Source organism: Ruegeria sp. CDSB029, from assembly GCF_059611125.1.
The window spans coordinates 29,048-46,732 of the sequence record NZ_JBXWOX010000020.1 but is presented as its reverse complement, the minus strand read 5'-3'; the positions used below and the strand labels follow the sequence as shown (position 1 = coordinate 46,732).

Here is a 17,685-nt window from a genome sequence, read left to right as displayed (position 1 = left end):
TGCCGACGCCATTGCAGCTTGCGGGCCATCAACGCCGGTGCGACCTTTCCGGCAACGAATCGAAATATTGGTCGGAAAAAGCTACATGCAGAACAAAAAGATTTTAGCTGTCGTTGCAGCGCTGTCCGTCACCGCCGGGTGTTCCTCACAGTTTGATGCGGAAAACCAGATTGGAAACCTGCCGGATTCCGTTGTGGCCCTTGCTGCTCCGGGGCAGAACTTGGCGACTGCACGCCTTGTTCCACAAGACAATTGTTATTGGTATGCGCATAGCGGGCCGGTCGAGACTACCCTGGTACCGTTGCGCGCTACAAATGGCGGCCCGATCTGTGTCGCACGCGAAGCGTGACAATCGGGCGGTCGCCAATTCGCTTTCGGTGGCCATTACGTTTGTGCGGTAACGCTGTCCTCGGCTGAGTATAGATATGCGGTCGAGCCGACTTTGACGTTCGGATAAAGATCGTTGATATGCGCCATGATCATGCGGACGCAGCCAGAGCTTGCACGTCCGCCAATGCTTCTGGGCTGCGGTGTGCCATGGATTCTTAAATAAGTATCACGGTCGCCAACGAACAGGTAAAACGCCCGGGATCCCAATGCATTGGTCGGCCCGGGTTCCATCCCATTCCTGAATTCCGCGTATTCCGGATTGCGCTCGATCATGGACGCTGTTGGGGTCCAATGCGGCCATTCAACCTTGCGCCGGATCGTATACGTTCCCGGCTCGTACAGATTGCCACGCGCAATGGCGACGCCATAACGCATCGCCGTGTCGCCCTCTTCGATATGATAGAGGTAGCGCGCCACCGCATCGACATGAATATCACCAGGCACCAGGCCATCATTCGCAGTGACCCGCCGCGGCAGAAAACGTTCGTGTACACCCCAAGGATTTGTAGTGGCGGCATTATATCCAGGCGGTGTGACCTGGGCGTCCCAAGCGGACTTTTGCGAACCCGTTGGCCAAGTCTTAGCCAACAGCGGGCTAGATACCGACGCTGAAAACAGCGCAATGGTTGTTTGTATGAAATGGCGTCTCGTCAGCATGGTCCCGGTCCAATTCTTCAATCATGTCTGCCGGTTCAACGGTCCAGCGATCAAAGGATATCCATAATGCCTCTAGCAGCTAGAGCTTCAAGTGGTTTCCGGTAACGTTTTGGACATCAGCACCATTTTTGAGCTAGCTTGTGACCTTTGTGCCGGCGTCACGGTAACCCTGGAAGATTCGCTGCTCTCGTTGACAGAATTGAGTGTTTTTTCACTAGGTCGTGCTAGCGCCATCGCGAACTTATGCTGCAGGGTAACTGGCAAACACCTCTGTGGTTCCATCCTTGTGGATCAGGAAGACGTCAAAGGCTTCGCGTTCGCTTGCCGGTCCCATGCCCGGCGAGCCGAAAGGCATACCCGGAACCGACAGTCCGACAGCATCCGGGCGTTCGCCCACCAGGCGTCGAATGTCATCGGGTGGGACATGCCCTTCGATCATGTAGCCCTCTATGCGACCCGTGTGGCATGACATCATGCCCTCCGGAATTCCATTGGCGGATTTGTAAGCGTTCAAGGCCTCCCATGCGCTGTTTTCCACGCTTACTTCAAAACCTTCCGCTTGCATGATTTTGATCCAAGAGGCGCAGCACCCGCAATTCGGATCCTTCAGGACATGGATTGACGAACTGGATTTTGCGAAGGCAGGAAGCGCCGCAACCGCTGCTACTCCGTACAACACGGCTCGGCGGCTCAGATTACTCATCGTCATATTTCCCTCCAAGGAAATGTTACCTTGACCCGCTACGAAAGCGCGCCGATTATGTTGTCGCTAAGGTTTGAACACTGACGACAGGCCTTTTGCCTCACTTGAGATCGACACATTCGTCACCTATGGATTCTATCTGATGTTGCATTCTTGGTGATGTCGGGATTTGCCGCAATGATCTTGGTCAATTTCTATAGCGAACGAGACGCCCTGGTCTAAATATTGCCACCGCGTCCGGTGTTCAATGTCCGGCTCAGTAATTTTTGGTTTTGCAGACGACATCAACGCCGAAGGTGATCCAACAGATACCTTGCGCTTATTTCGGAATACTGCGCTCGATAGCCCCCACGATTGAACAGTGCTGAATTCCACCTCGCCCGGGACACGCCGCGATCAGCTCATCCAGATTGTTCTTCAATCTCGCAAGCCCGTCGATCCGCTCCTGAATTTCGTCTCGCTTTCTGCGCGCTCTGGCCTGTATCGCAACGCATTCGGTATTTGGCGCCGTGCGCAATTCTAGAAGTTCCGCAATTTCGGCAAGCGAAAATCCGAGTTTCTTGGCGCCAGATATGAATTTCAGCCGCCAAAGCGTGTTGCCGCTATAGTCCCGCACTCCGCCGTCAAGCGGGCGCGGCGGTTGAGGGACAAGACCCTTCCTCTCGTAAAATCGGATTGTCTCGACACCAATCCCAGCCTCGCGCGCGGCCTGACCGATCCTGAGTGGTTGCATCTCGTTTTTTCTCCGTCACCGCTACCTTGACACCGTATCATGATACGGAGGTTAAAACATTGGAGTCCCGGGCTGTTGCGAGGATGTTATATGCGGACCTTCCTGAAACGGTGGCTGTTGCCAGTATTTGGCTCCACGTTGGCGCTCTATCTGGTGTTTGCGCTCTACGGCAGCCTCGATTTTGTGCTGTTCGTGCAGGGCTTGCGCGAAGCCAACATTTCTTGGATCGCCATTCTTGCCGCCACCATCCTGCTGGAGCAGTTGTTGAGCGGCTGGAAGTGGCGGCAGATTCTGTTCGACGTGAAACCGGTCGGCACCCTGCGCCTGACCGGGGCGCTTCTGGCTGGTTATGGCGCAAATGTTCTTGTCCCGCTCGGGATCAGCCCGCTGGTTCGGGCTTGGCTGGTTGCCCGGCTCGACCAATTGAAGATGGCTACCGTGCTGACAACCGCAGTCATCGCCCGGTTCCTCGACGGCGTCATTTTCGCCCTTTTTGCCGGAGCGGTGGCCGCCGCCGGCCAGATTCCGCAGATCGAGGGTGAACTGCGGCTGGGATTGAGCGTCGCGGGCCTGTTGAACCTGATGCTTTTCGGCGCCCTGCTTTGGGTTCTGTTCCGGTTCCGCGCGTTGCTTCTGAGCGAAGACCCTCTGGTCTGCCGCCTCTTCGACTGGGCTGCCGCCCGCATTGGGGCCGATGGCGCGTATCTGCGCGCCGCGCTCGGTGAAGGGATCGTCTGGCCGCGGGCACGGGCCCGCCGTATCGCCGCCATCATCGCGGCCATTGCGGGCAAGCTGGTGGCGACAACCCATTTCCTGTGGGCCGGGCTGGCGGTTGGCGTGGTGCTGAACGTGTGGGACTACTTGTTCCTGATGGTGTTTGCCGGGTTCGCCATGGTTCTGGGCCGTTTCGTGCGCATTCCGGCGAGCTTTGTCTTCGGGGCGGGGTTTGCGCTAAAGGCGCTCGGCGTTCCGGACGAGACCGCCCTTCTGATGATCCTGTTCAACTATGTGCTGACGATCCTTCTGGTGGTCGGGATCGGCCTGACGGTGTTGTGGCAGAGCGGCATCGACATCCGCCGCGCCCGGGCGGAGGCAGAGGCGGCGAATGGCAAGGCGTAACCCCGAAGACACGAGATTTTGGCGCATCGCCGGTGCCGGGGCGTTGTTTCAGGGCGGGTCGGCGGCGGTGGACAGCGCAACGGTGGTCGCCAGTCTGGTGCATATGCTGACCGGCAGTGCGTTGGCCGTGGGCTACGCCAGCGCGGTCCTGCGTCTTGGTTGGCTGCTGCCCCAGATTGCGGTGGGCTATCTCGCCGAGCATACCGAACGGCGCATGCCGTTCTACGCTTTTGGTGCATATGGACGGGCGATCACCGCAGCGATGATCGGTATGCTTCTGTGGTGGGGGGCGGACTGGCCACAGATCGATTGGCCTTCGGTTCCGCTGGTGTTCGGAATGCTGGCACTGTGGACGATCTACGCCTTTGTCAGCGGCGTGGTTGCGGTGCCCTACAACGACATCGTTGGCCGGGCAATCCCGTCCGGGCGCCGCAGCCGGATGTTGGCTTGGCGCTTTTTCGGTGGCGGCGTTCTGGCGATTATTGTGGCGGGTGTCCTGCGCCTCGCGCTCGACGTGATGCCGCCGCTCAGAGCCTATGCGCTGATCTTCGGTCTTGGTGCGGTGCTGATGATCGCCTCCGCAACGCTATTCGTCGCCGCGGGCGAGCCCGCAATTGCGGCAAGGGCGTCAAGAGACGGTCCGGCCAACCTACCCAGTTTCCTGCGCGAAGGGATCTCGACGCTGCAGCAAGACCGCCGGTTCCGGCTGTTCCTGATCTTCCAATGGCTCGGCGCGGCGACTCTTATGGCGTTGCCGTTCTATGTCGTGGCCGCCGGACGTGGCGGTCTTGGCGCGGCAGATGTTGGAACGTTGCTGGCGGCTCAAACCCTCGGCGCGCTGGTTTCGAATCCGGTCTGGGGCCGTATTGGGGACCGAGCAGGTAAATTGCGCCTGCTGCGGATTGTGGCGCTGGTGCGCATCGGGCCGCCAACTCTGGTGTTGCTGCTGGTGAGCATGCATGCTGGCTTGGCCGGTTTCGCGCTGCTGTTCTTTCTGATCGGCGCCATGATGAACGGAGTGACCATCGGCTATCTCGGCTACCTGCTGGAGATCTCGCCCGACGACCGCCGTCCGTCCTATTCCGCGTGGTTCAACAGCTTTACGGCCCCAGCGGCGCTGGCGCCGCTTATGGGTGGCGCGGTAGTCAGCATGATCGCTATCGAAGCCGTGTTTATCATCGCGATCCTTACTGCTCTCGGGCAAATTGTCATTTTGGAGCGGCTGTCACGAAGTTAGGCCACCTTTTGTGATCAAATTGGCTATCCAATTTTTATGAGCGTGTCGTTAACGAACTGATACGGTGGCACATCGAGGTTTCGAGGTGCCGGGCCTTTTCTGATCCGGCCCGAAGTGTCGTAGTGCGACCCGTGGCATGGGCAAAACCAGCCATCCCAGTTGCCGGTCGGGTCACTACCGCCCTGCCCCAGCGGAATGCAGCCCAGATGGGTGCACACGCCGATCATGACCAACCATTCCGGACGTTGAACCCGTTCGGCGTCCGGCTCCGGGTCGATCATCGGCGCATTGTCATCTGCACGTGCCAACGCGATCCGCTCCTCAGAACGATGGTCGATGAAGACCGGCTTGCCCTTCCATTTAAGCGTGATCCGGCTGCCTGGCTCGACCCCTTCGAGGTCGACGTTCACCACCGCCAGAGCCGACACGTCGGCGCTTGGATTCATGCTGTTGATCAAAGGCCAGATGGCAGCACCAGTGGCGACGATTGCTGCACTTCCAGTCACGAAATACAGAAAGTCGCGGCGGGTCGCGGGCTCTTGGTGTTGGAGATTTGCTGAATTGTCAGGCATGACTTTTCTCCTTTACGGATGCGGGTCTACACTCTCCGACCGGCAATGGCACAGTTGGGCAGATCAGTCGTGATGGTCCTCCTCAACCTGGTGATGCATCATCGATTGGACGGAATAGGGGATGTCCTGCAACGAGAACTTCTCCTGTTCCTTGGCGTCGTGGACAAAGGCGATGATGTCGGCCAGTTCCTGTCCGGTCAGTTCGATTTGGGCGCCAAGCTCCGCTTCCTGCAGCTCGACCATAGCGGCGGCGCCTCGCCACATACGGGCGGCGAACTCGAATGGATTCATGATTTCGTCCATCGTCGAGGCGTCAAGCATCGGAGCGTGTGCGCCTCCGAAGCCGTTGATCGAATGGCAAACGATGTAGCCTTTGACCGCAAACAGCCGCCTCCCCCTTTCGGCATTCATCTCGGGCATCATCAGTCCCTCGGTCATTTGCTCCGTCATCTGCATATGCTGCCGGTCGTCTTGGGACGCATCGACGGGCGCCAGCCCGAGTGTCGTGATTAGCACCATTGCAGGGATTGTCCTGGCAAGCATGGCAACCTCCTTTCAGTTATGTGGTTTCCGGTGTCCTCTCTCCTCATCCAGACCTGTTTGAAGCGTGGGTCTCGGGTTGCGGCGATCCAACAGCCAGCCATCAAACGGGCCAGCCGAAAGGCCGTCAGGACCCGCTGCCTCCACCCCCGTGTCCGCCATGACCGCGATGCATCAGGAAATGCATGCCCAGGCAAACCAGCAGGAACAACACCGGGGATCCAAGCAGCGGATAGAGCGTTTCGCGATATTCCCAGCCCAGAACCCCGGCCCCGACGGCAAGGGCCACGGCAAGCGGCAACCATTTGCGCCGGGTGGTCTCGGGACGAGCTTCCTGTTCCGAGGTTCGGTCCTGTGTCACATCGTTCATGTCTGTCTCCTCTGCCTGTTGCGGCGGGTTCGCGGGGTGGTCCGGCACGGCCGCCGACCGATCCAGTCCTTTTTTGTCAAGGGGTTGAAAAGTCATAACTAAATTGCCTCCTGTGTGTTTATCCAGCGTTTCAAAAAGGCGCGTTCATAGGCGAAGACCAGGGCGATCCCCGCAACCGCGTAGATCACGATCATCGGGTCCGACCGCAGTTTCAGGGTGGTGAAGGCCGCCAGCACCACGGCGTCCAGCGCCAGGGCGGTCAACAGAACCCATGAGCGGACGGCGATCTGGCCGCGCAGGTTTCGCCATACGCCCCAGTGCACTGCCATATCCATCACCAGATAGAAAAACGCACCCAGCGAGGCGATGCGCGACAGGTCGAACAGCACGGTCAGAAGCCCGGCGATGACGACGGTGTAGATCAGCGTGTGCGACTGGATGGTTCCTGACATACCGAAATGGCTGTGCGGGATCATCTTCATGTCGGTCAGCATCGCAAGCATCCGCGACACTGCAAAAACGCTCGCAATGATGCCCGAGGCTGTCGCCACCATCGCCAGCGCCACGGTCAGGTAGAACCCGCCCTGCCCCAGCACCGGCCCGGCAGCCTCGGCCAGCGCATAATCCTGCGCCGCGCGGATCCGCTCGGGCGGCAAGCTCGCGCCGACGGCAAAGGCGACCAGCAGGTAGACCACCGCGCATATTGCGATTGAGATCATGATGGTGCGCCCGACATTGCGATGCGGGTCCACGATCTCGGCACCGCTGTTGGTGATGGTGGTGAAGCCCTTGAACGCCAGGATCGACAGGGCCACCGATGCGACAAATCCCAGCGGCGCGGCCGGTTCCGAGCCGTTTGCCTGCCAGCCTCCGCCGGTGGCCCACAGCGCGGCAATGCCGAAAACCGCGATCCCACCGATCTTGAACGCCGACATGATGATCGACCACAGCCCGACCGACCGGTTGCCCGATTTGTTGATCGCGTAGGCAAAGACGATCAGCGCCACGCCAATCAATGGCACCAGTGGCCCGCCCTCGATGTCGAAGGGTCTTAGCGCGTAGGTGGCAAAGGTGCGGGCGACAAGGCTTTCGTTGATGACCATCGACAGCGCCATCAGCAGCGAGGCCGCCGCCGCAACGGCCCCCGTCCCGTAGGCCTTGGTCAGGATCATGGCAATGCCACCGGACGAGGGCCAGGCATTCGACATGGCGATGTAGGTATAGGCGCTGAAGGCCGTCACGATGGCCCCGGCGACGAAGGACAGCGGGAACCATGGGCCCGCGAGCCCGGCAATTTGACCCGTCAGCGCAAAGATCCCCGCGCCAATCATCACGCCGGTGCCCATCGCCACCGCACCGGACAACGAAATCGAACCGGCCTCAAGGCTCCTGTTCTTGCCGTGTGTCGTATGGCGTTCGGTCATCCTGCCACCTCTTCATTTGGTGCGCTGGACACCGGCTCGGCGCCGGATTCGCTTTCCAGTCGAGCTTCGGGCCATGCGATGCGAATGGCGCCAACTGCTTCGTCCAGCCTCAGAACATCGGCCGCAGTAAGGATTTTCGCGCCGGGTAAGGTGTAGATTCGAGCAGCAAGGGTTGTGGCTGTGATAACGGCCGCTGTGGCGGCGGTCTGATCCCCGGTAACAAAGCGCAGCACGCCGGTATTCTGGCCTTTGCCGTCAAAGCCGCGCACGATTACGCGCGTCGAGGCAGGTCCGAATGCCGGCATGCGTAGCAGGCCACGGGCAATCCTGTCTGCATTACTGGAAAGGATACTGCCTGCCCCCCACCGCAATAGCCGGGCTAAGGCGGCCGTGACCCAGGGCGGGTCCAGTGCCAGATAGCTCAGCACGGTCGTGCAGGGACCGGGCAGTTCTCGAGTAAGCACGAACTGTTCGACAAACGGAAAATTCACGGCGATCCGGTCGGGCGATCCAGTGTGAAATGGAAAACAGCCGCGCAGCTGTCCGGGACGCAGAGCCCGTGTCCCTGCGTCGATGACGGTCTCGTAGGACAGGTTGAGGTTGCGAAAGAACCACTCAGTCGCGGCACGGCCAGCATGCTTTCCCAACCCCAGCTCAACCGCGATTTCCATACGCCGTGTTTTCGGGTTCCCGGCGGCCAAACTGTGGGCCATCATGTTGGTTAGCCCAGGCGCCAAGCCTGCGCAGTCCACCAGGTAGCCCGGGCCGACAGCCTCACTTGCAGCGCGGCGCAAGGATCGCACATAGGCCAGGCTTGCGGAACTGTCGATGAAGATCGCGCCGCATCTGACGGCTGCAGTCACAAAGGACGCGGGCGTCCGCTCCGTAAGGTTTATCACGCGGTCTCCCATGCCAAACGGCAGAGCGACGTCCGGTTGACTCAGGTCCAGTTGCATGTGGTGCAGCCATTCGGCTCGCACGCTCTTCGCTGGAGTATGGCGGGATACGACCGTGACCCCAACGGCTTGATTTTGGGGTAGCAGCCGGATCACCTGACGACCCACAGCGCCAGTGCCACCCAAGATCCAAAGGCGGGTTTTGTCGGGCGACATGTTCCGAAATGCGTTCATATCTTCACTCCTCGTAGCCTGAGAGAGTTCAGAACCACCGAGATCGACGAAGCGCTCATGGCGAAGGCCGCGAACATCGGGCTGATCAGGATACCGAAGAACGGGAACAACACGCCCGCCGCCACAGGCACGCCCGAGGCGTTGTAAATGAGCGCGAAGAACAGGTTTTGGCGAATGTTGCGCATTGTGGCGCGGGCCAGCTTGCGTGCGCGCACGATGCCGTCGAGGTTTCCCTTGACCAGCGTGAAGCCCGCGCTTTCGATCGCCACGTCGGCACCGGTGCCCATGGCGATGCCAACGTCGGCCTGCGCGAGTGCCGGCGCGTCGTTAACCCCATCGCCCGCCATCGCCACCTTGGCGCCGCTGTCCTGAAGCTCTCGGACGATGCGCGCCTTGTCCTCGGGCAGAACGTCGGCGCGGATCTCGTCGATGCCCAACCGTCCGGCAACAGCCTGGGCAGTGCGTTCATTGTCGCCAGTGGCCATAATGATGCGGAACCCCAAATCGTGCAGAGCCTGCAGCGCAGCGGGGGTCGTTTCTTTCACCGGGTCGGCTACGCTGACCAAGCCCGCCACCGCCCCGTCCAGCACGACGAACATCACTGTTTCTCCCTCGTCGCGGCGTATATCGGCTTTGGCGGTCAGATCTGCCGCCTCCAGCCCGAGATCCGTCACAAACTTCAGATTGCCAAGCGCGACGGGCCGGCCATCTACCGTGCCCTTCACCCCTTTACCGGTCACGGCTTCGAAATCACTGGCATCCGATAGCGCCACTCCGCGCTCCTTGGCGCCCTCGACGATCGCCTCGGCCAAAGGGTGCTCCGAGCCCTTCTCAAGTGTCGCGGCCAGGCGCAGCACCTCGGTCTCGTCATGGTCGGGCTCGGGCAGCACGGCGACAAGACGCGGCTTGCCCATCGTCAGCGTTCCGGTCTTGTCGACGATCAACGTGTCAACCTTCTCGAACCGTTCCAGGGCTTCGGCGTTTTTGATCAGAACCCCGGCTTGGGCACCGCGCCCGGTGGCGGTCATGATCGACATCGGCGTGGCCAGACCCAAGGCGCAAGGACAGGCGATGATCAGCACGGCCACCGCGGAAACCAGCGCGTAGGACAGCGATGGTGCAGGTCCCCAGATCGACCAGCCGATGAAGGCCAGCAGCGCAACGCCAATCACCGCTGGCACAAACATGCCCGCGACCATGTCGGCGTATTTCTGGATTGGGGCGCGGGACCGTTGTGCGTTTGCCACCATCTCAACGATCTGGCTCAGCATCGTGTCGGCGCCCACTCGCGTTGCCTGCATCACCAGACTGCCGGTGCCATTGATAGTGGCACCGGTAAGAGCTTCGCCTGCAACCTTCTCTACGGGCACCGGTTCACCCGAGATCATGCTTTCATCAACCGAAGAGCGCCCTTCCATGACCACACCGTCCACCGGCACTTTGTCACCGGGGCGCACACGCAACCGGTCGCCCACCTGCACGTCTTCCAGCGGGATTTCTTCTTCACGACCATCAGCGTGGATGATCCGGGCGCTCTTGGCTGCCATGTCCAGGAGCGCCCGGATTGCCTTACCGGTGCCTTCGCGGGCACGCAGTTCCATTATTTGCCCCAGCAGAACCAGCGCAACTATCACTGCCGCTGCCTCGAAATAGACGCCGACATGACCTTCGGCGTCACGAAATCCGTCGGGGAAGATGCCCGGTGCCAGCACCGCCACTACGCTGAACAGCCAAGCCGCCGCCACACCCATACCTATGAGCGAAAACATGTTGAGGTTCATGGTTCGGAACGACGTCCAGCCTCGCTCAAGAAATGGCCATCCGCACCACAGCACCACTGGCGTGCCCAAAACCAGTTCGATCCACAACGTCGCGCGTTCGCCGAAGATTTCGCGGACGCCAGGGATTCCGACAAATGGCCCCATCGTAAAGACAAGAAGCGGCAACGTCAGGACGCCGCCAACCCAGAAGCGCCGGGTGAAGTCCACCAATTCCGGGTTGGGGGCGTCATCGGTCACACTTGCCGTTTCAAGCTCCAACCCCATGCCGCAGATCGGGCACGAACCCGATTCCGCTTGGCGCACCTGGGGGTGCATCGGGCAAGTATAGACCGGCCCGGAATAATCCGTTGGCACAGTGTCATACTGCTTCCTTGCTGTATCTAACTCGCCGGTTGACGAGTTGGGCGAGACAAGGGTGTGAGACGCCGTTTCTTCGGTAACAAGGTTCATTCCGCATTTGGGGCAATTCCCTGGCCCAAACTGGCGCACCTCAGGATGCATCGGGCAGACATAGGCGACTTGCGTCGCAACGCTTGCTTGGGTCATGTGATCCTGGTCGTCGTTCATAGTCTTCCCCTTCGGTTATGGAGTAGGTCGGGTGTTCAATTTCGGGTCCGGCGCTACAGGCGGGATTACGGCAAGGCCACCATCTGGTGCCCCTCTCCATGAATGGTGATTACGTCCGAAGCCGTTAGGGTGGCCTGATCGACAACCCAGACTTTCGGCTCCGACCTGCTCGAAACCATCAGTTTTCCCGAATTCGGGATGGTGGTCAGGTGATAGGGCTTGGGTGACAGGGCGGCCTCGCGCTGTTTCCCGGTGGCCAGGTCGATCGACACCAGCCGGTCAGTGCCCTTGCCGGCGACAAACAGAACCCCCTCGCGGTCGGACAGGCCGATGCCGTGCACCTCGCCGCCAATGTCATACGCGTCGGTGACTTCGCCGCTGCTCAGATCCACGCGATGGGCCTTGCCACCGTCGCTGTCGGCAACAAAGGCAACCGCCCCGTTGGCACTCAGCACCAGGTGTTCAGGCCCTTCGCCCACGCGAATGTTGCGAATGAGGTAACCATTTTTGGCGTCCACTTCGCTCAGCGTGCCGTTGCCGGTGTTTGTCACATATACGTTGCCGCCTTCAGGTCCGAAGACTGCATAGTTCGGCATTGGCCCGGTCTGGACAAATTTGCGGTAGGTCAGCGTTTCGAGGTCGATGATGGAAATGCCATCGCCGGCCGGGTGAGTCACCACCGCAAGCCGCCCGTTGGGTGACACAGCAGTGTGATGCACAGCCCCCGGAACCTCGATCTGCTGCACAACATCGCGTGTTTTGGCATCCAGGATCGTCACGAGGCTCAGCCCTACGTCTTCAGGTAGTGCCGTCTTGTCGCGCTTGGCGTGATGGGCGGCGTGATCTTCCTCGGATATGCCCTTGGGTTTTGCCGTTGCAGCGGCCTTGTCCCGATCAATCTCGGTGAAGCTGCCAGCGACCAGGTATTTTGCGCCAGGTGCGCCGCCCAACCCATGGATCGCCTCGAAACCCGACAGTCGGCCGAGGACCTCTCCGGTTTCAGGCTCGATCATCAGGATGGAATTGGCGCTTCCCTCGGGGATGAACACGGTGCCGGCCAGGGCAATCGACGGTGCGGACAGGGCCAGTGCGGACAGGGTTGCCGCCAGTTTGAGCTGGATCATTTGGGTTTCCTCTCGTTGTGTTGGATGCGAACCTTGGCGGGAACGTGCAGAAAGATCCGGTAGATCACCATCATCAGGAACGGTGTCAGGATCAGTGTCAGAGTGAGGGCCATCATGGCCATTTCCTTTCTGTTAGTGGTGTTGGTTTCCGATCCGCGAAGATAGGTCAGGCGCGGGCCGTTGTGGCGTTGAAGAGCCCACCGAAGAGCAATGCTGCATACCAGCCGTAGAAAAATGCCCACACCAGCCCGAGCAGGAATGATCGCCAATTGAGCCAGGTCATGCCCGGCATTAGGCCAATCCAGACCTCATACATGGCGTAGCCCGGGAAAATCAGGTCGAAGCCCACGCACAGGACATAGGTAACAGTCAAAAACAGGCTAAGAGTCCAGCCAAGCGCAATCACCGGGAGCTGCGGATGCGGGCCAGAGGCCTGCGTTCCTGAATCTGGGCGACCCATCACGTAGGGACCACATGTCAGGCGCAGCACCGCCAATAGCAGAGCTGCTGTAACGAGGAAGTAGAGGAAGGCAAACATCGGGATTTCCCTGAACTGGAGGGGCCGCGATCTGCGGCATCGACGCAGCCCCGGATTGGCGGGGCCCGTCGGCGACTCGGTTCAGGAATGGTTGGGTGGGTGCGGAAGTGGGGGGGCCAGAACACCCGGAAGATATTTGCGATGATCGGGGTAAACCGCCGAGGCAAGATGCACCACCGGCATTTTGGCCGGGTCTACAAGTGCCAAGGCGTAGCATCCCGGATGGATCGAACAGTCAATATCCGCGCCCTGATCCTCGACGTCAGGCTGATCCGGTCCATGTTCGACCAGCTCAGCAAAGGCATCTGGTAGCGCAAGTTCGTGCGCAGCGTGCGTCGGAACCGCGGTGACCAGCATCGATATGACAAGGACACACATTAGCATAGCGCGCAACTGGCCTGCGGCCCGAACCGCCCTTGCCAATGTTGATATCCATGTTGCGCGCGTCACCGATGGTTTCCTCGCTTTTTACCAGTTTAGCGGAGCCCTGTTCATCCGCGTTGATCTTGCTCAAATCCTGGATCAGGGCGCCTGCCCCGCCTATTTTGCTTCCAAGCCAGCCAGAGCAAGGGGACTCCGGTCACCAAACCCAGCCCGAAAACGGCCAAGCTGGCGCCGCCGGAATCGGCCCCGGCAATCTTGCCGCCCAGATGGGCCAGAACGAAACTGGCTGGCAGGATTCCAGCGAATGTTGCCAAGGCGAAGCGCCAGAAACACAGACGGGTCAGTCCGGCAGCATAACTCATCACGTCGAAGGACACGAACGGCATCAGGCGGCTGGCGAATACGGTCATCATCAACACGTTCTGCGACCCCATCAATCCCATGTCCAAACGGTTTCCGAACCTCTTGCGCAGGGCGTCATGCCCCAATTTTCGCGCGATCAGAAAGGCCAGAAGCGCACCCAATTCCGCCCCGGCGGCCACCAGCGCGGCGCCCAGGATGTGCCCATAGGCCGCGCCAGCGACAACGGCGATTGGGGCGCTCGGGATCGGGCTCGCGACGACTGCCGTAGTCATGAATCCGATAATCAGTAGCGGCCCAAATGGGCCGGCTCGCTCCACCCAGGTCTCAATAGTTTCGCGTGAGGGCCAGGTAGCGGCCGTCCCGGAAATCCATATCCAAACCATCGCAACCAACACTGCGACCGCAGTGACGATCAGAACCAGATGCAAAGAGTGTCGTGTTCTTTCCAGAGCCCGCCCTCCTCTTAGCTCAAGGCGTTTTTGTCACTCGAGTCAAAGTATAGCCCATGTCGCCCCTCCTGCCCTATTTGGCGATGTATTTGACCAACGCGACGATCGCCAGCACCACCAGCAGACCGATCAGCAACATCCAAATGACACCGAAACCCATTCCAACACCGTAACCCATCATCGTGTGATCCTCCTTGGATCGGAGCCCGGAGCCGGACCCGATGGCCCGGCCCCGGCCTCGCATCAGTTGTCCGTTTTTTCCTCGCCCGCTTCAGCATCGGGCATGGCCTTGGCAGGCTTCATCCCATGCTTCCGCGCCTTCTGTTTGGCGCCCTTCTCGATCTCGCCGGGCGTCACCGAACCGTCGCCATTGGCGTCGAAATGCTGGAACCGGTCCACCATGGTTTCGCGAATCATCCCGGAATGCAGCGCCTCGAATTCGTCGATCGACAGGTTGCCGTCGCCATCGGCATCATGCGCGTCCATCCGCGCCTTCAGCCCCTCGGTGATCTCGACCTGCGTCAGTTTTCCGTCATCGTCCCCATCAAGGACCATCAACCAGTTGCCGCTTGATTTCCCTTGACCGTGCATACCGCCCATACCGCCGTGCATTTTCATCATCATCTGCATCATGTCGGTGTGATCGCCCATCATGGCCTGCTGGCCCATGCCTTGTCCCATTTTCCCTGGCATCATCCCATGCTGGCCCATCCCCTGGGACTGCTGGTTATGCATTTGAGCGTTGTCATGCCCCTGCCCTCCAGCCAGTGCCGGAAGCGCCAGGCCCGTTACTGCCAGAACACCGATGACCAGACCAAACTTGCGTTTCATGATTCCACCTCATGGTTTTGCTTCGATACCGAGCATATGTTTGTTGAAACCCGCACGACCACCCCTCTACCCCGGTTGCTTTGTATCGCTCTGTCGCAAACGCCTGCGCGGATACAAAGCGATACAAAAAAGCCGGGAATTGCTCGCCGAGCGGTTCTATGATCCGGTCATGACAGAGATCCCACATATTCTTATCGTCGATGATCACCGCGAAATTCGCGACTCGGTGAGCCGTTATCTGGAAAAGAACGGAATGCGTGCAACAGCGGCGCGCGACGCCGTTGAAATGGACACCAAGCTGGCAGCAGGACGGTTCGATCTGATCATCCTTGACATCATGATGCCGGGTGAAGACGGGCTGTCGGTCTGTCGCCGACTCTCGTCAACGGACGCGCCGCCGATCCTGATGCTGACCGCCTTAGGTGAGGACACCGACCGTATCGTCGGGCTTGAAATCGGGGCGGATGATTACTTGCCGAAGCCATTCAATCCGCGCGAGTTGCTGGCAAGGATCAAAGCCATTCTGCGGCGTTCGACAACCATCGAGCATCCCGCAGGCGATCTGACCGGCAAACAGATAGCCTTCGGGGGATGGGTGCTCAATACCGACAACCGGTCCTTGAGGTCCAGGGAAGGCCACTTAGAGGATCTGACAACCGCCGAGTTCAGACTGTTGACGGTGTTCTTGCAAAGGCCGCGCGCGGTTCTCAGCCGGGACGAATTGCTGGACTTGACTGCCGGCCGCAGCGCTCATCTTTTTGATCGGACGATCGACAACCAGATCAGTCGCCTCAGGCGAAAGATCGAAAAGGATCAATCAAAGCCAATGATCATCATAACCGTCAGGGGCGGCGGGTATTGCCTTTCGGTTGACGTGCACGAGTTAGACGGATGAAAGCGTTTCTGCAAAGCCTGCGCGGCCAGTTGATCCTGCTGATTATCACCGCCCTCGCCGCCGCACAGCTGGTCAGCCTGTGGCTATTCGTGGACGAACGCACGATGGCTGTGCACATGGCGCTGGGTCAGGAAACCGCCGGCCGGGCGGCCAACATCGCGCGACTGATCGAAGAGGCCCCGCCAGAGCTGCATGAGGCGATCCTACGCGCCGCAAGCTCTCCATTGGTGCAGTTTCGCCTCGCGGATGGCCCCAGCGTCGATCACACTGACCACGACGCCGGTGGTCTTATCGAAAGCAACATTCGAGATTTGCTGCCTCGCAGCGCGTCCCGACAGATCCGCGTGGAGTTACACGAATTTAAGGCGGAAATGCTGCCGGCTCACGGAATGCCCTCGACAATGGCTGAAATGCACAGCGTGATGATGAGCGAACAGATGTCCGCTGTGGAAATGCAGTTGTCGATCGAGCTGACCTCGGCGGGGTGGCTGAATGTCGATACCCGGTTTCACAACCCGCCGCTGCAATGGCCGTGGATGTCTTTCGTCAGTTTCGGCCTGACCGCGACGCTGATCCTTGTTGCCGCCATCTGGTTCCTGCTCTCCCAGTTGACCGGCCCGCTACGGCGGCTTTCCCAAGCCGCCGACAGGTTCGGTCGGGGCGAGGAAGTCGAAGAGCTCGTCGCATCCGGTCCGACTGAAGTGCGGAACCTGACCGAGGCGTTCAACCACATGCGCGACCGCTTGAGTCGCTACGTGGCCGACCGCACCCGCCTGCTCGGGGCTCTTGGGCACGATCTGCGCTCGCCGCTGACCGGGTTACGGGTTCGCGCCGAACTGGTCGAAGACGACGAAACCCGGCAGCATCTGGTCGAGACCATCGAAGAAATGCAAGAGATGGTCGACTCGACCCTGTCCTTTGCGAAAGGCGTTGCCACCCGCGAACCTTCGACTGATGCTCATCTTGCCGACTTCGTTAGTGGTATCGCCGATGACCTGTCCCGTGCCGGGAACAAGATTGCCGTCTCGGTTGTTGAAAATCCTATCGTCACCATACGGCCCTTGCTGTTGAAACGGGCGTTGCGCAACATCATTGAAAACGCCTGCCGATACGGTGATCGCGCCGACGTCACGGTCACTCGGGGAGATGAAGATGCAGTCATTTCCGTTCAGGATAAGGGAACGGGGATTCCGGAGCATATGCTTGACGCGGTGTTTGATCCGTTCGTTCGGCTGGAGATCTCGCGCTCCCGCGAAACCGGCGGAGCGGGTCTGGGGTTGTCGATCGCGCGCACCATCATTCAGTCACATGGCGGGGACATATCCCTTATCAACGCGCGGTCCGGCGGGCTTTGTGCACAGATAACGTTACCCATCTCCCTTAATGACGCCTGAAAACCCGGTGGGGCCAATTTTGCTTCGTTCTTCGCGCACGTGGTTAGGCACGTCACTACCTCGAATTTCTGCAAAAGCGAATGCTTGGATGCCTTACGCTTGGCCGAGATCTTTCAGAATTGGGCAATCGGGGCGATGATCCCCGGCGCATTCGTCGATCAGATGGGAAAGGGTCGCCCGCATGGCCCTCAGGTCAGCTATCTTTGCGTCTATCTCTTTCAGATTCTGCTTCGCAATTCCCTTCACATCGGCACTTGCACGGTCCTTGTCCTCGTATAGAGCCAGCAAAGTGCGGCAATCCTCTATGGTGAAGCCCAGCGACCGGGCCCGACCGATAAACGCCAGTTTGTGCAGCTCTTTTTCATCGAAGTGGCGATATCCGTTCAGGCTGCGCCTTGGCTTGATGAATCCAATATCTTCATAATAGCGGATGGTTTTGGCAGGCAGACCCGAGCGTTCTGCAACATCTCCAATATTCACACTG

Annotated in this window: 20 protein-coding genes; 5 read left to right on the top strand and 15 right to left on the bottom strand. The window is 59.7% G+C overall.

Going from position 1 to position 17,685, the window contains the following annotated elements; all coding sequences use genetic code 11:
- Window positions 1-85 precede the first annotated feature (85 nt).
- The gene (locus AC2FI8_RS19495; RefSeq protein ID WP_496780645.1) at window positions 86-349 is read left to right on the top strand and encodes a hypothetical protein; all 264 of its coding nucleotides are present in this window, start codon (window positions 86-88) and stop codon (window positions 347-349) included.
- A gap of 35 nt (window positions 350-384) precedes the next feature.
- On the opposite strand, the gene AC2FI8_RS19490 is transcribed toward AC2FI8_RS19495, so the two are convergent.
- The 3 genes from AC2FI8_RS19490 to AC2FI8_RS19480 all read right to left on the bottom strand — a co-directional run bounded on the left by AC2FI8_RS19490 (window position 385) and on the right by AC2FI8_RS19480 (window position 2,483).
- Complete coding sequence (locus AC2FI8_RS19490; protein ID WP_496780644.1) at window positions 385-1,047, bottom strand: L,D-transpeptidase; 663 nt, start codon at window positions 1,045-1,047, stop codon at window positions 385-387.
- 241 nt (window positions 1,048-1,288) lie between these two features.
- Window positions 1,289-1,756, bottom strand: coding sequence for a DUF411 domain-containing protein (locus AC2FI8_RS19485; protein WP_496780643.1), 468 nt, complete (start codon window positions 1,754-1,756; stop codon window positions 1,289-1,291).
- A 313-nt stretch (window positions 1,757-2,069) separates the two neighbouring features.
- Window positions 2,070-2,483: a MerR family DNA-binding protein gene (locus tag AC2FI8_RS19480; protein ID WP_496780642.1), complete on the bottom strand. Its 414-nt coding sequence runs from the start codon at window positions 2,481-2,483 to the stop codon at window positions 2,070-2,072.
- A gap of 90 nt (window positions 2,484-2,573) precedes the next feature.
- Between AC2FI8_RS19480 and AC2FI8_RS19475 the strand changes: the two genes are divergently transcribed.
- Both AC2FI8_RS19475 and AC2FI8_RS19470 read left to right on the top strand, forming a co-directional pair.
- On the top strand, window positions 2,574-3,602 hold the full coding sequence (locus tag AC2FI8_RS19475; RefSeq protein ID WP_496780641.1) for a lysylphosphatidylglycerol synthase domain-containing protein: 1,029 nt from the start codon (window positions 2,574-2,576) through the stop codon (window positions 3,600-3,602).
- Window positions 3,589-4,839 (top strand): MFS transporter, encoded by a 1,251-nt coding sequence (locus AC2FI8_RS19470; protein WP_496780640.1) that lies wholly within the window; start codon window positions 3,589-3,591, stop codon window positions 4,837-4,839. The genes AC2FI8_RS19475 and AC2FI8_RS19470 overlap by 14 nt, the downstream gene beginning before the upstream one ends.
- Before the next feature lie 23 nt (window positions 4,840-4,862).
- Here AC2FI8_RS19470 and petA read toward each other — a convergent pair whose 3' ends face one another.
- The 11 genes from petA to AC2FI8_RS19415 all read right to left on the bottom strand — a co-directional run bounded on the left by petA (window position 4,863) and on the right by AC2FI8_RS19415 (window position 14,912).
- On the bottom strand, window positions 4,863-5,411 hold the full coding sequence (gene petA, locus AC2FI8_RS19465) for a ubiquinol-cytochrome c reductase iron-sulfur subunit (RefSeq protein ID WP_496780639.1): 549 nt from the start codon (window positions 5,409-5,411) through the stop codon (window positions 4,863-4,865).
- A gap of 63 nt (window positions 5,412-5,474) precedes the next feature.
- Window positions 5,475-5,954, bottom strand: coding sequence for a hypothetical protein (locus tag AC2FI8_RS19460; protein ID WP_496780638.1), 480 nt, complete (start codon window positions 5,952-5,954; stop codon window positions 5,475-5,477).
- A gap of 124 nt (window positions 5,955-6,078) precedes the next feature.
- The gene (locus AC2FI8_RS19455; RefSeq protein WP_496780637.1) at window positions 6,079-6,321 is read right to left on the bottom strand and encodes a DUF2933 domain-containing protein; all 243 of its coding nucleotides are present in this window, start codon (window positions 6,319-6,321) and stop codon (window positions 6,079-6,081) included.
- A 98-nt stretch (window positions 6,322-6,419) separates the two neighbouring features.
- Complete coding sequence (locus tag AC2FI8_RS19450) at window positions 6,420-7,745, bottom strand: APC family permease (protein ID WP_496780636.1); 1,326 nt, start codon at window positions 7,743-7,745, stop codon at window positions 6,420-6,422.
- Entirely contained in the window at window positions 7,742-8,875 is a 1,134-nt protein-coding gene (locus AC2FI8_RS19445) for a saccharopine dehydrogenase family protein (RefSeq protein ID WP_496780635.1), read from the bottom strand. The genes AC2FI8_RS19450 and AC2FI8_RS19445 overlap by 4 nt, the downstream gene beginning before the upstream one ends.
- Window positions 8,872-11,223, bottom strand: a complete 2,352-nt coding sequence (locus AC2FI8_RS19440) for a copper-transporting P-type ATPase (RefSeq protein ID WP_496780634.1) — start codon at window positions 11,221-11,223, stop codon at window positions 8,872-8,874. The genes AC2FI8_RS19445 and AC2FI8_RS19440 overlap by 4 nt, the downstream gene beginning before the upstream one ends.
- 65 nt (window positions 11,224-11,288) lie before the next feature.
- Window positions 11,289-12,347: an outer membrane protein assembly factor BamB family protein gene (locus AC2FI8_RS19435; RefSeq protein WP_496780633.1), complete on the bottom strand. Its 1,059-nt coding sequence runs from the start codon at window positions 12,345-12,347 to the stop codon at window positions 11,289-11,291.
- Between the two features lie 166 nt (window positions 12,348-12,513).
- Complete coding sequence (locus AC2FI8_RS19430; protein ID WP_496780632.1) at window positions 12,514-12,885, bottom strand: DUF5676 family membrane protein; 372 nt, start codon at window positions 12,883-12,885, stop codon at window positions 12,514-12,516.
- 81 nt (window positions 12,886-12,966) lie between these two features.
- Window positions 12,967-13,335: a hypothetical protein gene (locus AC2FI8_RS19425; protein ID WP_496780631.1), complete on the bottom strand. Its 369-nt coding sequence runs from the start codon at window positions 13,333-13,335 to the stop codon at window positions 12,967-12,969.
- A 41-nt stretch (window positions 13,336-13,376) separates the two neighbouring features.
- The gene (locus tag AC2FI8_RS19420; RefSeq protein WP_496780630.1) at window positions 13,377-13,904 is read right to left on the bottom strand and encodes a TVP38/TMEM64 family protein; all 528 of its coding nucleotides are present in this window, start codon (window positions 13,902-13,904) and stop codon (window positions 13,377-13,379) included.
- Window positions 13,905-14,324: 420 nt separating this feature from the next.
- Window positions 14,325-14,912, bottom strand: coding sequence for an EF-hand domain-containing protein (locus AC2FI8_RS19415; RefSeq protein ID WP_496780629.1), 588 nt, complete (start codon window positions 14,910-14,912; stop codon window positions 14,325-14,327).
- 169 nt (window positions 14,913-15,081) lie between these two features.
- Between AC2FI8_RS19415 and AC2FI8_RS19410 the strand changes: the two genes are divergently transcribed.
- Window positions 15,082-15,807 carry a response regulator gene (locus tag AC2FI8_RS19410; protein ID WP_496780628.1) on the top strand — a complete coding sequence of 242 codons (726 nt, stop codon included), beginning with the start codon at window positions 15,082-15,084 and terminating at the stop codon, window positions 15,805-15,807.
- Window positions 15,804-17,201: an ATP-binding protein gene (locus AC2FI8_RS19405; RefSeq protein WP_496780627.1), complete on the top strand. Its 1,398-nt coding sequence runs from the start codon at window positions 15,804-15,806 to the stop codon at window positions 17,199-17,201. The genes AC2FI8_RS19410 and AC2FI8_RS19405 overlap by 4 nt, the downstream gene beginning before the upstream one ends.
- 93 nt (window positions 17,202-17,294) lie before the next feature.
- Here AC2FI8_RS19405 and cueR read toward each other — a convergent pair whose 3' ends face one another.
- Entirely contained in the window at window positions 17,295-17,681 is a 387-nt protein-coding gene (cueR, locus tag AC2FI8_RS19400; protein ID WP_496780626.1) for a Cu(I)-responsive transcriptional regulator, read from the bottom strand.
- Between the last annotated feature and the right edge of the window lie 4 nt (window positions 17,682-17,685).